The organism is Lactobacillus sp. C449L, assembly GCF_059900815.1.
The window spans coordinates 145,621-159,460 of the sequence record NZ_JBWXGA010000003.1; the positions used below are offsets into that span (position 1 = coordinate 145,621).

A 13,840-nucleotide genomic window follows, 5' to 3' on the forward strand; every position below is an offset into this window, starting at 1 on the left:
GATTTAAGCAAGTAGCATAGCGTCGTCACCGACACCGGAGCCAACTTGTTTTTGGAACATTTCCATTAATTTTGGAACTGTTAGATTTTGTTTTTCCTCACTAGCTAGATTAATTGCAACACGTCCTTGATGTAGCATTATCAAGCGATTTCCGTAACGAATGGCGTCTTCCATATTATGAGTAACCATAAAAGCTGTTAGCTTTTGTTCACTGATTAGTTTTTCGGTTAATTCCATTACTGTTATTGAAGTCTTGGGATCGAGAGCAGCAGTGTGCTCATCAAGCAAAATCAAATCAGGACGTTGCAGAGTTGCCATCAAAAGAGTTATTGCTTGTCTTTGTCCACCAGATAACAGCCCAATTTCGGTATCCAGACGGTTTTCTAAGTTTAATCCCAATTGTGCCAGCTGCGTTTTGAAGAACTTGCGATCTTGTTTTTTAACTCCCGGTAAAAAGCCACGCCGTTGACCACGCTTCATAGCCAAAGCTAGATTTTCTTCAACGGTTAATCTTACAGCAGTTCCCATTTTTGGATCTTGAAAGACGCGACTGATATTCTTTGCTCGTTTAGTAACTGGTAGCTTAGTAATATCATTGTCGTTTAAAATAATTTGTCCTTCTTGAACAGGAATAGTTCCGGCAATACTGTTTAACAAAGTTGATTTTCCAGCACCGTTGCTTCCAATAATAGTCACGAAATCACCAGCATCTAAATCAAGGTCAATCCCACGTAGCACCGGATTTTCATTAACGGTTCCCCGTTCAAATGTCTGATGGAGATTTTTAATTTTTAGTACTTCTGGCATTTTTATTTCCTCCTTTTAGATTGCGTGGCAAGTGGAAGTTAGGTAGCGTCAAGCAAACAATCAGAACTAGGGCAGAAGCTAGTTTAGCATCAGTTGGTTCAACGTTCATTTGGAAAACTAATGCTAAGATCAAGCGGTAAATAATGGCTCCTATTACCAAGGTAAGTAAGCGACTGCCTAATGGTAAGTGACGAACTAAGACTTCGGCGATAATAATAGAAGCTAAACCAATGACTAGCGTTCCCACACCAGAGTTTAAATCCGCAAAACCATTATTTTGGGCAAGCAACGCTCCGGAAAGGGCAATGCAGGCGTTAGAAATCATGTAACCTAAAATTTGCATTCTCTGGGTCTTAATTCCATTTGCAGCACTCATTTCTGGATTGTCGCCGGTAGCACGCATTGCTAAGCCGATTTCTGTTCTGAAGAAAACAACTAGTATTCCAATTACCAGCAAGGAAATAATTAAGCCCATAACGATTACCGCATTGTTACGCGATAGTCCCCAGTTTTGAGCTATCGTAAAAATCGTATCTTTACCTAAGAGAGAAACGTTGGCAGCATTTTGCATAACCCGAGAAGTGATGGAATATAAACCAGTCATAGTAATGATTCCTGCAAGTAATGATGGGATTTTCAGTTTTGTATTTAAAAATCCAGTTACAAAGCCAGCAATCATTCCACCACCAAAAGCTGCTAATGTAGCCAAGATTGGATTAATTCCTTTGATCAAACACATAGTGGCAATTGCTCCGCCTAGAGGGAAACTACCTTCTGCGGTCATATCGGCCAAGTCTAGAATACGAAAAGTTAAATAAACACCAATCGCCATTAATGACCAAAGCAAACCTTGTGAGGTTGCCGAAAGAAATAACTCCAAAAAAGTGTTTAGCATAGTTCTGCGTTCACGCTACCTTTCTAATTATTTAGGGGCTTTGATCGACTTAGGATCAATACCCAATGCTTTTGCCATCTCTTTATTAACTACTAATTTCAACTCGTTAGCTTTTTCAACTGGCATATCAGCTGGTTTAGCTTTGCCCTTTAGAATTTTAGCAGCCATCTTACCAGTTTGCTCTCCAAGTGACTCGTAGTCAATCCCAATTGAGGCTAAACCACCAGTTTTAACTTGATCAGTTGAACCAGCTACCAATGGGATTTTCTTTTCTTTAACTACTTTACCAATGATTGATGAAGCAGAAGCAAATGTGTTATCGGTTGGAACGTAAATTCCTTGTACCTTGCCAGCTAATGTTTCAGTTACTTGTTGAACATCATTAGTAGTGTTTGCCGTTTTAACTAGAACTTTAACGCCTGCTTTCTTTAAAGCAGCAATTGCTAGATCAGCTTGAATCTTAGAATTAGATTCACCAGCATTGTACATTACGCCAATTGTTTTAGCCTTGGGAACAATTGATAATAGCAATTCGATTTGCTTGTCAATTGAAACCATGTCAGTCGTTCCTGTAATGTTTCTACCAGGTTTAGCATTTGATTTAACTAATTTAGCAGCCTTTAAATCCGTAACTGCAGTTACCACAGTAGGAATGTCTTGGGTAGCATTGGCTACGCTTTGAGCAGCAGGAGTGGCAATTCCTAAAATCAAATCTGATTTTTCGTTAACAAGCTTTTCACTCATACTCTTCAAGTTATCTTGACTATTTTGTGCGTTTTGGTAATCAATCTTTAAATTTTTCCCTTCAACAAAGCCTTCTTCTTTTAGTCCTTTTTTGAAGCCTTTGTATGCTTTATCAAGCGAAGGGTGTTGGACTACTTGTAAAACACCGACATGCTTGACTTCTGATCCACTGTCAGCTTTATTGTTACTACATCCGCCCAGTAACAATAATCCTGCTAAACTAATACCTGTTAATAATTTTTTGATATGCATTTTGCATTCCTCCATAAAAAAATACCCACTTACTTTCAAGTGGGTATTACAAAAATTAATTTGCAAATTAATTAGTTGCGACTAGCCACTTAAAAGTTATGTGGCTAACCGTAATCAAATCGCTCTAGCCATCATAGATAAATTCAAACTTGCGTTCCGTTTGAATTCACCTTGATGAATCCAAACGCTATCTAAAGTAGCTAAAGTAATAACGGTTATTCAGTTTTGAAGATCGATTTATATTCATAATCTGTATACCTCCAACCTTGATTAGAAAATTATAAAATACTAAGAATTTAAAGTCAAGGAAAAAAGAAATTATTGCTCACTAGGAAGTGCTTAAAAGGTAAAGTAACTTGTTATTTTGAAGAAAAATAGAATTGCTTTGTAGTAAAAAGGTTAATCTTTTGGCGCTTTAATGGATTTTGGATCAATTCCTAAAGCTTTTGCCATATCCTTATTGATAACTAGTTTCATGTCATGTGCTCTTTCAACTGGCATGTCAGCAGGTTTTGCCTTACCTTTTAAAATTTTAGCAGCCATTTTACCAGTTTGCTCGCCAAGTAATTCATAATCAATGCCAATTGAAGCCAGACCGCCAGTTTTGACTTGGTCAGTTGAGCCAGCAACTAAAGGAACTTTCTTTTCTTTAACGACTTTGCCCACTACCGAAGCCGCGGAATCAAAGGTATTGTCGGTTGGAACGAAAATTCCTTGGACTTTAGAGGCTAGAGTTTCAGTAACTTGTTGTACGTCATTGGTGCTGTTAGCTGTCTTAACCAAAACTTTTACGCCGGCTTTTTTAAGTACTGCAATTGCCATATCAGCTTGAATCTTGGAATTTGATTCACCAGCATTGTACATAATTCCGATTGTTTTAGCCTTTGGAACAATTGATAGAAGTAAATCAATTTGCCGCTTAATTGAAACCATGTCGGTTGTTCCAGTAACGTTACGACCAGGTTTAGCGTTGGAATTAACCAATTTAGCTGCTTTCAAGTCTGTCACTGCGGTAACGACGATTGGGATGTCTTGAGTAGCATTAGCCACACTCTGGGCAGCAGGAGTAGCAATTCCTAAAATCAAGTCCGATTTTTCTTTGACTAGCTTGTCACTCATACTTTTCAGGTTATCTTGACTGTTTTGGGCATTTTGATAATCGATTTTCAGGTTTTTACCTTCAATAAAGCCTTCTTCTTTTAGTCCCTTTTTAAAACCTTGATATGCTTTATCAAGGGAAGGGTGCTGAACTACCTGCAAAACACCGACGTGCTTGACTTCTGAATTGCTGTCGGCTTTTTTATTGTTGCTGCAACCACCTAATAATAATAATCCGGCCAAACTAATTCCTGCTAAAAACTTCTTTAAATGCATCTGATGCCTCCATAAAAAATACCCACCTATTTCTAAGTGGGTATCACAAGAGTTACTTTGCAAAGTAATCATATTTATTGAAGTACGATTAGCCACTTAGAAACCTACGTGGCTAAACATACTGAAAAAGCTATAGCCATCATAGATAAATTCAAACTTGCTTTAGTTTGAATTCACCTAGATGAACTCAAACTTTATCTATAGTAGCTATAGTAATAACGGTTATTCTGCTGTAATTTTTGATTCTTCATAGTAATCATAAAAAACACCTCTAACCTTTGATGAGAAAATTATAAAATACTAAAAAAGCAAAGTCAAGTTGATAATTTTTTTGATTGATTCAAAAGCGCGTACGTCTTTGAACTGTAGCAATAAATTTTATAGAAAGCGTTCTTATAATTGTATATAATTAAAGATAATGATAGTGAGAGTGAAATAGACAAGTTTAGTAGATTTAATATAGGGAGAAAAGCTGATGGCACGATTGCAGAAAATGGTCTTAAAACCGAAAGAGCAACTAGTGACACGGCTTTTCTTATCGCCAAAATTAAAGCAAAACCTGACGGTGTTGTCGTACAGCACATATGACCTTGTCAATGCGATGAAAGAACTAAGCGAGAGTGATCCCTTTGTCACTTTGAGTGAGCCTAAGACCGAGTCGCACGGCATAGAGTGGATTGGTACTCCCGACGGCGAAAGCTTAATTGATCATTTATTGTTGCAAGTGAATCTGAGTGATTGGAGCAATAAAGAAAAAAAGGAGGTTAAACTACTTATTTATCACTTAGACAATGACGGTTATTTACGGACTGAACTTACTGAGATTGCTGAGGCGACAGAATTTTCCAAGCAAGATTTAGCTAAAGCACTCCCTTTGCTACACAGCCTTGATCCCATTGGCATTGGCGCTAAGGACTTAACTGAATGTCTATTAATCCAAGCTCGTGGAAAAACGGATTTTAATCAGGTAGCAATGAAAATTCTGATTGAAAATAAATTAGAGATACTTGCGGATCCGCAAAAATGGGATCAAACCGAATTTTCCTCTCAGCAAATGACCGCAGCTTTAACTAGTATTCAAACTTTAGACCCAACACCGGCAAGTGAATATGTTGTAGAAAATAACACACAATATCTACTGCCAGATTTAATTTTTAAAGTTGAAGATGAAAGACTGACAATCGAAACTTTTCAGTCACAAATACCTGAATTGCTGTTTGATGAGCAAACATACAGTGAATTGAAGAATCAGTCAGCGGAAAGTCAATATTTTTCCGAGCAGCGCCAACGCTATACCGAAATGAAAAATGCAATTGAACATCGCCAACAAACGATCTTGCGATTAGGAAAATACGTTGGTGAATATCAGCACACTTTTTTGTCGACATTGCAAAAACAAGATTTAAAGCCTTTGGGACTCAAGGAAACAGCAAAAGCTTTAAATCTAGCTCCCAGCACGATTAGTCGGGCAATTAAGGACAAGTATATCCAGTGTCAAAATAAAGTTTTTAGTTTAAAAGTTTTATTTCCGCGAAAAGTAACAACGGACTTATCCCAAGCACGAATCGAATATGACTTAAAGCAATTAATAAGAAACGAAGATGGGCGAAAACCGTTGAGTGATCAACAGTTAGTTGAGATTTTTGCTGAACAAAAAGTAAAATTGAGCCGGCGAGTAATTGCTAAATACCGTCAAAAGCTTAATATTCCTAATAGTTATGCCAGGAAAAAAGTAGTTGATAGCCAGTAGACAAAAAGCTGTTTTTTAAGGTAAATCGTTTCCGGCAGCCAGATAGATGTCATACCATTCTTGAGCCGATAATGAAATGTCAGCTCCTTTGGCACTATCAATGAGGTGCGCAGGCGTCATTGTACCAATAATTACTTGATCAACAGCTGGATGGCGCAAAATCCAAGCTGCAGCAATTGCATTCTTGGAAACACCTTTTTGATCAGCTAGCTTTTGTAAAGCTTCATTAACTTCTGGAAACTTGGGATTTCCAATGAAGTTACCTTCAATTTGACCATATTGGAAGGGCGACCAAGCTTGAACGGTCATTTGATGCAAGCGAGAATAATCCAAAATACCGCGATCATGGTCAATGCTACGGGCATCAGTCATATTAGTATGAATATTGAAATCAATTGGCCCTGTGTGCATCACGCTGATTTGGAGTTGATTAATCAATAGTCTTTGACTCAATCCGGCTTGCAATAGCTCAACTTGCATTGGATTAAAGTTAGATACGCCAAAGTGCCGAACTTTGCCTTCTTTTTGTAATTCATCAAAAGCAGCAGCCACTTCTGCTGGATCCATTAGTGCATCTGGCCGGTGCAAAAGCAAGCTATCTAAGTAGTCAATTTTCATTCGAGTCAAAATACCGTCAACTGAACTAATAATGTGCTTTTTCGAAAAATCATAGCGAGTGGTTTTATAATCTAAGTTTTTATTTTCGTATATCCCAGTCTTAGATTGGATGTAAAAGTCATCTCGCTTAAGCGACGATTTTGCAAAAGCAGCACCAAAAATTTCTTCTGATTTACCATGCCCGTAAATATCTGAAGAATCAATATAATTAATTCCAGTATCATGGGCAGTTTCTAATACTTGCTTGGCGGCATCAACCGTTAATTTATTCATGCGCATAATTCCCAGCGCAATTGCGGAACTAGTGAAGCTTGTATTGCCAATTCTAATTTGTTTCATTGTGTTACCTCCTCTTTTTAGTATAAGTCATTCTAGTAAAAAAGTAATGAAACCGCTTGTTTTTGAGTTTATACTGAAATAAAAATAGAGATAACTAATATTTTTTTAAAGATAAATTCACTTTATTTAAAAAACGTATATAATAAAAGTTACATAATTTTTCATTAATTAGGGCAGACCCTAAAAATAATAAGTAGGAGGGAATATTATGAGTAATAAAATCGGTATTATTGGAGATGGCCATGTTGGCAGTACAGTTGCGCACCAATTAATCATTTCAGGCTTAGTTGATGACTTGATTATGATTGATACTAACGAAGCTAAAGTAACCTCTGATGAACTTGATTTTCAAGACGCGATGGCTAACCTGAAACATCATGTAAATATTGTTATTAACGATTACTCTGCTCTAAAAGATGCGGACATTATCATTAGCGCTTTTGGAAACATTGGACTTGAAGCAGGCGGCGAGCGGTTTGCTGAACTGAATTACAACCGAGAACGAATTGGTGGTATTGCCGAGTCGATTAAAGAAAGTGGCTTTGATGGCATCTTAGTTGCCATTACCAACCCAGTTGATGCGATTACCAGCATGTACCAAGAACTGACTGGTTTACCGAAAAAGCACGTTATTGGAACAGGGACTTTACTCGACACTTCAAGAATGAAACGTGCAGTTGGTTCACGTTTGAACGTTGACCCTAGATCAGTTGAAGGCTTTAACTTGGGTGAACATGGTAATTCCCAGTTCACTGCTTGGTCAACTGTGAAGGTGCTGGAAAAACCAATTACTGAATTGGCAAAAGACCAGCCATGGAAACTTGAAGACTTAAATGATGAAATTAAATTTGGTGGTCAAACCGTCTACAAGGGCAAGCAATATACTAACTATGGTATTTCAGCTGCTGTTACTCGTCTGGTTGAAACAATTGAAAGTGATGCGCACACGGAAATGCCAGTTTCCAACTACCAAGAAAAATATGGCACCTATTTATCGTATCCAGCAATCGTCGGTCGGGACGGAATTGTCCAACATGTAGAATTGTCTTTAACCGAGGAAGAAGAAAAATTGTTACAAGCTTCAGCTGAAACGATTAAGGAAAAATCACAAAAATAGCTTTATAGAATAACTAGTGAGAAAAGCATATGAAAAAAATAGTTAAAGTTTTGGTTGTTTTAACGATAGTATCGACGGGACAACTGTTGGCTACCACAAGTAATACTACAGTCCAAGCTGCGCAAATAGAAAAACCTAAGCGTGTAACTAATAAAGCTTGGACTAAGAAGCTAGCTAAAGCTGGGTATGTTTTTGTATTACCTCATGCTGGTAAAGGTGCATTATATAAAAATACAGCAGCCAAGGGTGGTAAATCATACAGCCGAAAGGTATTAAAGAAGATTGTTAAGAATCATACACTATTTAAGGTCAGAAAGCTGACAACCATTAAAAATAGCATTTCCGTTGATTTGATTTCTAAGGATGGAAAATATAAAGGTTATACAAATTATGTGAATGGTATTTATAACAAAAACCTATTTAATAAGGACTTGCAACCACTAATTAATGCTGAACTAAAAGTAATGGATGCTAAAGATAATAATGAACCTACTTCTGCTTTATTAGAGCAAGCGCAAACATTAGCTAGCGAGTTGACTGGTAAGAATAAGCAAATAGCTGATACTTCACTTAAACAATTAAAACGTTACTTAAAGCATAGAGATATATCAGAAACACCGGTACTTCTAATTGGTAAGTAGTCGGGTGACTTATTAGCGAATTAAAAGAAGAGTGAGTAGATATTTTTTTCACTTTTTTGTTTGAATTCTTCTGGAAGTGCATTTTTTGCACTTCATTGTGGCTCAAGGGTTTTTTGGAAGTTCAAAAAATGAACTTCCGCGCGTACCAAGGGATTGCCATGCTCTTTTAGAATATCATTTTTTAGCAAGATTTTTTCTAATAAATAAACGTAGTTTGTAAAAGCTATTTATTAGAGAAATAACTACTAAAATTAAATGCTAAAATAAAGCTAAGTAACTAGTAAATGTTAGACAATACGTATAAATAGGAGACTGTATAGCGATGAGTAATTTGACAGCTAAAGAGCTAGTTAGTGAACTTGGATTAAGCAGTTCTAGGCTATACCAAATAATAGCAAAGCTAGACGCGGCAAATAACGAAGTTCAATTGCTTAGCTTTTTGGATTCCCCAGAGGCATTAGCAGCCAAAAAAGAAGCCGAAAATGGACAAGTAAAAACGATTGGTTCATTAGCCGATTTTAATGATTTGGTTGATCAGTTAGATGAAAATTAAACAAACACCGTCATTTGAACGTCAATTAAAAAAACTGGCTAAGAAGCATTACCCAATTTCGTTATTAAAGCAATGCTTGAAAGCGGTGGTTGAGCAAGATAGCAGAACCTTAAAGCAGATTAAGGATCATGCTTTAAAAGTAAAATGGAGCGGCTATCGTGAATTTCACCCAGCAAGATATGGAAACTATGGTAAAACTTACGATAGCTGAATTGTTATTTACTACATAGAGCATGATGAATTAGTTTTGGTATTGTTAGCAACAAGTACTCATGAAATCCTTGATCAACAGCCAAACAATTTAATAAAAAATAAAGTGATTTAAAGTAAAAAAGGATAGCTTCGCAGTAAGATATTGCCATTTTTATTGTCAGATTCTCCATTATGATTGTCCATAATACTAAGGGCCGATTTAAAATCAATTCTTCCTACCATCTTTTATTTGTGTGCGAAAATGAAAAAAGCAAAAAAAACAATAACTGTATTTTTTTTAATATTTCTCTTTATAGGCATTGGAATAAGCTCTGTACATTATTATAGAATTAATTCTTTAGAAAAAACCGTTTATCATAGTGCTAGTGAAAGGAAATATTCATATAACTTAGATACATATAAATGCTTACATAATAAAAAAATTGCTTCTGTTAAAATAACTACTGATAATCAAGGATCTAAAGATATGCTTTATTATGTCGGAAAGATTAATAATAAGTATTATGGCTTTCTATTTAAAGATCGTGGCATATTAAGAAAAGCAAAATTAATTTATATTAAAAAAATTAATGAATAATAGCACATCTAAAAAGGCAGCTTTCCACGTTTAAGCTGCCTTTTTATGTCCGAGAGTTGCCAAATATTGTGGAACTGTAACATTTTTACGAACAGTTTTAGAATTATTTCGGCGAAATTAATCCATATTAACTGGTACTAAGGTCGCCATTTCGTCTTTGCCTACTTTTAAATTTTCTAAAGGTGTGGCTTTTGGATAATTGGTTTCATCTTCTAGCATTAAACCAATAGCATCAGCAGCCATATTGATCGCTTCTGTTTGTGTATCTCCTTCTGTAAAAGTCCCTGAAGTATCAGGTACAGTTACTGAATAGCCATTATCTTCTTTGTGCAGTATTACTGAATATACGAGTAGTTTTGACATCTTTATACTCCATCATCTTTTTAAATAGTAAGTAAGACTATTTAAGCTCTGCTTGTTTTAATATGTTTCGTTCCGTGCCTTCTTGTTTCAAGGTTTGGCTCTATACCAAAAATACCATTTTGATAAGTCCAGCCTTTAAGATCAGTCATCTCATTTGAAAAATAGAAATCAGCAATTTTTCAAATGTTGAGAGCAACATTCTGACAAGTTTAAATTTTTATACGTGGTGAATGGATAAAAAAAGACGTTATATTAACGTCTTTTTTTTTTGAATTCTTCAGGAAGTGCATTTTTTAAACTTCCGTTTGCATTAAGGTATTGGCCATGATCTTTTAAAACATCATTTTTTGGCTTTTTCAGGTAGTCTATAAAAGTTATTAGACATTAAGAAAAGTAACTATTAAAATTAGATACTAAAGAACATACTTATTGATGTTTTAAGTTATATGAGGTATATCATGAAGAAGATTAAAAAAGTACTTATTAGTTTAGCAGCCGGGTTATTGACAACAGCCCCCGTAGCTACTTTGGCAACTACCACAAATCAAGTTCATGCAGTAGAGACCACAGAGAAAACTCCAAGTCTCGAAGAAGGTGTGCTAAAGCTAAATCATAAAACCCGCGTTTATAACAAAAAGGGGCAAAAAAAATACTCTTATTTAAAAAGTAATGGCTTACTTAAAAAGGGTTCTACAGCTCAATATGCTAGTAAAATTAAGTCAGTAGCTAATGTAACTACTAAACGATATTCGTTCCATGACGATGATTGGAATTGGTTTTATTTGCCGTATAAAACGATTAAAGGTGAAGAATATTATAGCATAGGTCACGGCGGTTATATCAAAGCTATTAATGTTGACAAGATTAATGGAAATGATTTGTATACTAACGAGGTAACAGTAACTGCACAAATTTGGATGATCAATAAGACAGTGCCTCTTTATGATAATCATGGTAAGTTACCGCAGAAATACTCTTTAAAGAATGGTAAAAAAGTGGTTGTCGACCAAATGGCTACTGTAAGTGACTTTGGTCGGGACCTTCAAACCCCACCAGTAGTAAGAAATTTATATCGCATTAAAGGTACAAGTGAATTTATCGGTGATAATACTATTAAATCACCTGTTAGGCAGAAATTGCCGCTTTACAGTGCTTATACTCAAGCATGTTTTGTGAAGAGCGCACCTTATTATGATGAAAATGCCAAAGTAGAAAAACGTTCTAGTCAAAAAGGAGAAATGGTAAGATTATCAAAAGCTGTCAAGATAATTAACGCTGATACTCATAAAGAAGAACTATTTTATAAAGTTATAGGTGGTAAAGGTGACTTTGTAAAAGCAACTGATGTAAAATACCTTACAGGGCCAAAACTTCCAACCGCTGTTAAGTAGTTTTATAAGTTGATTTAAATGAAAAGTAAAAAAATTTTCTTTTTCGCTTGCATAATTTATGTAACCATAAATTATGCGTTTTGGAAAAAGTCTGAATATATAAAAAGCTGATAACCTTCGTTGCTCAAACGTTGCATTATCAGCTTTTTCATTATAGATATTATTGTAATTCGAATTATATTCTGATTTACGATAATCAAGGTAATAAAACTTCTAAAAAGCTAAAAATTGGTCAAAAAGTTACCCTAGATAGACAAGCAAATATTTTTGATCTTACTGAAAAAGGTGACGGATACAATGGAGGCACTAATTTTTATCGACTGAAAGGGTCAAATGATTTTATCAATAGGAATAATGTCAAAAATGTTAAGTACTTCCTACCGACGTACACTAATTATACCTGGGTGATATTTGTCAATGATGCGTATTTATATAACGCAAAGGGTGAAAAAGTAATAGAGAAAAATAATAAGCCATATTATCATAAAGGGGATGGCATTACAGTAACTTCTATGGTTTATATTGCGGATAAAGCAACGGGTGAAACTGCATCATTCTATCGTTTGGCCGATCAATATTTAGATATTGATAAAAAGAAGAGTAATGAATGCTACATAAAAGTCTCTGATACAAAGATTATGTGGGGAAAGCAACCAGAACCCACTAAATTAAAAGCTAGTAAGTAATAATAATTGATTTAAATAAGCTAAAGCGTTTTAGATGGTTGTTAAATCAGTGAGTACTAGAATGAACTTTTTTGGAAAAGATGAGTTTAAGAAAATTAATAATTAATAAGACTACAACTGCTTGATATTTTAAAAGCAAATAAAAGCCCTAGTGTATAGACGCTAGGGCTTTTTGAGTGTTCAAATTAGTTGTGCTTGGTTTTTGTCCACGAGGTATCTCCCCGTAGTTCTCTAACGATTGCTAGATAAGGAATAAAGGCTAGTATCCACCGATAAAAACAAAAGCTAAAAATAATTCTAAAAATCTCAAAGCGGTTCGTAGGCGATTTAGTATTTGATTCTCGCCATTGTTTTCGAATCATTAGGCCGTTGACAAGGTACTCAATCAGTAATAATCCCAAAATAATTGACAAACTAATTAATGGATTATAGCAAGCGTAACAAAGCAAGACTAAAATAGAAATAACCGATGATGGCGTAATCAACAGCGAGAAGTAAGGAACTAATAAAAATAGTAAAATAAAAGTTTTTACAATAATTGAAAGTTGCCGAGATCTTAAAATTTGTCCCCCGTAAATTCTGAGACACTGTAGACCGCCTTGACACCAACGAGTACGTTGCCGGATTAACTTGCTTAAACTAGTAATTCCTTCTTGCCTAATGCTAACGGTATTTAAGAAAGTTCCATAATAACCTTTCAAAAGGCCTTTTAGCGAAAACTCACAGTCTTCAAGTAGTGAAGACGACCAACCTACATCTTTTGCCATTTTCAAAGTAGTAAATTGACCATTACCAGACGCTAATGCTGATCCCCAATTTGTTCGCGCCATTTGCGATAAGCCATTGTAAATTGATAATTCGAAATTTTGCATAATGGTTAAATTGTTAACAGTATTATAAATATCTACTCGAGTTTGAACTAAGTCATAGGAAGAATTCTGAAACACATCAACAACTTTTTCGAGAAAATCGCGGTCAAAATGACTGTCAGCATCAATAATTCCGATTAATGTATCATTAATCGGAAATTTCATTTGTACAACTTGGTTGATAGCATCCTGTAAAGCTGGCCCCTTACCAAGCTGGGCGTTCGGCTTTACACGGTGAATAACATGTACATTATTAAAATTAGCATATTTCTTTAGCAATTCTGTCGTACCATCACAAGAATCGTCATCAACAAGTACAAGTTCTAAATTAATAAAATTTTTGCATTGATTATATAGTTTGAGCAGTTTTGGTAAACTACGCTTTAAAGCAGAAAATTCGTTCATAGCAGGAATTAACAAGACTAGGTTACGAAATTTTCGGGAATCTCCATTATATTCTTCTTGTTTAATTTTAGGACTAAATGATAAATAAAGTCCAAAGCACATATTAAAGATAAAAGCACAGCTATTAATAATTAGCATAGCTGCAATAAATATCTTCATTACATCAACTCCTAGTTATTTAAAAATGTTCTTTACTTAGTAATTCGTGCACAATTGTGCTTAAATATTATAGTTCTAAAAGTATAA

The 13,840-nt window shown here is 35.2% G+C and carries 15 protein-coding genes; 8 read left to right on the top strand and 7 right to left on the bottom strand.

Translation table 11 applies throughout. The features are described from left to right. Positions 1-3: 3 nt before the first annotated feature. From AC2JF9_RS06405 to AC2JF9_RS06420, 4 genes are all read right to left on the bottom strand, one after another. Positions 4-807, bottom strand: a complete 804-nt coding sequence (locus tag AC2JF9_RS06405; RefSeq protein WP_500726123.1) for an ABC transporter ATP-binding protein — start codon at positions 805-807, stop codon at positions 4-6. Then, the gene (locus AC2JF9_RS06410) at positions 785-1,702 is read right to left on the bottom strand and encodes an ABC transporter permease (RefSeq protein WP_500726125.1); all 918 of its coding nucleotides are present in this window, start codon (positions 1,700-1,702) and stop codon (positions 785-787) included. Before AC2JF9_RS06410 ends, AC2JF9_RS06405 begins: the two co-directional genes overlap by 23 nt. Before the next feature lie 27 nt (positions 1,703-1,729). Further along, positions 1,730-2,698 (bottom strand): ABC transporter substrate-binding protein, encoded by a 969-nt coding sequence (locus AC2JF9_RS06415; protein ID WP_500726127.1) that lies wholly within the window; start codon positions 2,696-2,698, stop codon positions 1,730-1,732. 399 nt (positions 2,699-3,097) lie between these two features. Next, a complete protein-coding gene (locus AC2JF9_RS06420; protein ID WP_500726130.1) occupies positions 3,098-4,072 on the bottom strand; it encodes an ABC transporter substrate binding protein in 975 nt (324 codons plus the stop codon). A 475-nt stretch (positions 4,073-4,547) separates the two neighbouring features. Here AC2JF9_RS06420 and rpoN point away from each other — a divergent pair, with 475 nt between their 5' ends. Then, a complete protein-coding gene (rpoN, locus tag AC2JF9_RS06425; RefSeq protein ID WP_500726132.1) occupies positions 4,548-5,822 on the top strand; it encodes an RNA polymerase factor sigma-54 in 1,275 nt (424 codons plus the stop codon). Positions 5,823-5,837: 15 nt separating this feature from the next. Here rpoN and AC2JF9_RS06430 read toward each other — a convergent pair whose 3' ends face one another. Further along, positions 5,838-6,779 (bottom strand): aldo/keto reductase, encoded by a 942-nt coding sequence (locus AC2JF9_RS06430; RefSeq protein ID WP_500726134.1) that lies wholly within the window; start codon positions 6,777-6,779, stop codon positions 5,838-5,840. Positions 6,780-6,987: 208 nt separating this feature from the next. On the opposite strand from AC2JF9_RS06430, the gene AC2JF9_RS06435 reads away from it, so the two are divergent. The 5 genes from AC2JF9_RS06435 to AC2JF9_RS06455 all read left to right on the top strand — a co-directional run bounded on the left by AC2JF9_RS06435 (position 6,988) and on the right by AC2JF9_RS06455 (position 9,880). Beyond that, positions 6,988-7,896, top strand: a complete 909-nt coding sequence (locus AC2JF9_RS06435; RefSeq protein WP_500726136.1) for an L-lactate dehydrogenase — start codon at positions 6,988-6,990, stop codon at positions 7,894-7,896. A 29-nt stretch (positions 7,897-7,925) separates the two neighbouring features. After that, positions 7,926-8,537 carry a hypothetical protein gene (locus AC2JF9_RS06440; protein ID WP_500726139.1) on the top strand — a complete coding sequence of 204 codons (612 nt, stop codon included), beginning with the start codon at positions 7,926-7,928 and terminating at the stop codon, positions 8,535-8,537. Positions 8,538-8,859: 322 nt separating this feature from the next. Then, positions 8,860-9,090: a RelB gene (locus AC2JF9_RS06445; RefSeq protein WP_500726141.1), complete on the top strand. Its 231-nt coding sequence runs from the start codon at positions 8,860-8,862 to the stop codon at positions 9,088-9,090. Then, positions 9,080-9,301, top strand: coding sequence for a type II toxin-antitoxin system mRNA interferase toxin, RelE/StbE family (locus tag AC2JF9_RS06450; protein ID WP_500726143.1), 222 nt, complete (start codon positions 9,080-9,082; stop codon positions 9,299-9,301). Before AC2JF9_RS06445 ends, AC2JF9_RS06450 begins: the two co-directional genes overlap by 11 nt. Before the next feature lie 243 nt (positions 9,302-9,544). Beyond that, positions 9,545-9,880, top strand: a complete 336-nt coding sequence (locus tag AC2JF9_RS06455) for a hypothetical protein (protein WP_500726145.1) — start codon at positions 9,545-9,547, stop codon at positions 9,878-9,880. A 117-nt stretch (positions 9,881-9,997) separates the two neighbouring features. Here the strand turns inward: AC2JF9_RS06455 and AC2JF9_RS06460 are convergent, their stop codons facing one another. Continuing rightward, positions 9,998-10,243, bottom strand: coding sequence for a type II toxin-antitoxin system HicB family antitoxin (locus tag AC2JF9_RS06460; protein ID WP_500726147.1), 246 nt, complete (start codon positions 10,241-10,243; stop codon positions 9,998-10,000). A gap of 458 nt (positions 10,244-10,701) precedes the next feature. Here AC2JF9_RS06460 and AC2JF9_RS06465 point away from each other — a divergent pair, with 458 nt between their 5' ends. Both AC2JF9_RS06465 and AC2JF9_RS06470 read left to right on the top strand, forming a co-directional pair. Further along, positions 10,702-11,634: an SLAP domain-containing protein gene (locus tag AC2JF9_RS06465; protein WP_500726150.1), complete on the top strand. Its 933-nt coding sequence runs from the start codon at positions 10,702-10,704 to the stop codon at positions 11,632-11,634. A 131-nt stretch (positions 11,635-11,765) separates the two neighbouring features. Continuing rightward, the gene (locus tag AC2JF9_RS06470) at positions 11,766-12,320 is read left to right on the top strand and encodes a hypothetical protein (protein WP_500726152.1); all 555 of its coding nucleotides are present in this window, start codon (positions 11,766-11,768) and stop codon (positions 12,318-12,320) included. A 185-nt stretch (positions 12,321-12,505) separates the two neighbouring features. On the opposite strand, the gene AC2JF9_RS06475 is transcribed toward AC2JF9_RS06470, so the two are convergent. Then, the gene (locus AC2JF9_RS06475; RefSeq protein ID WP_500726155.1) at positions 12,506-13,753 is read right to left on the bottom strand and encodes a glycosyltransferase family 2 protein; all 1,248 of its coding nucleotides are present in this window, start codon (positions 13,751-13,753) and stop codon (positions 12,506-12,508) included. Positions 13,754-13,840: the final 87 nt, after the last annotated feature.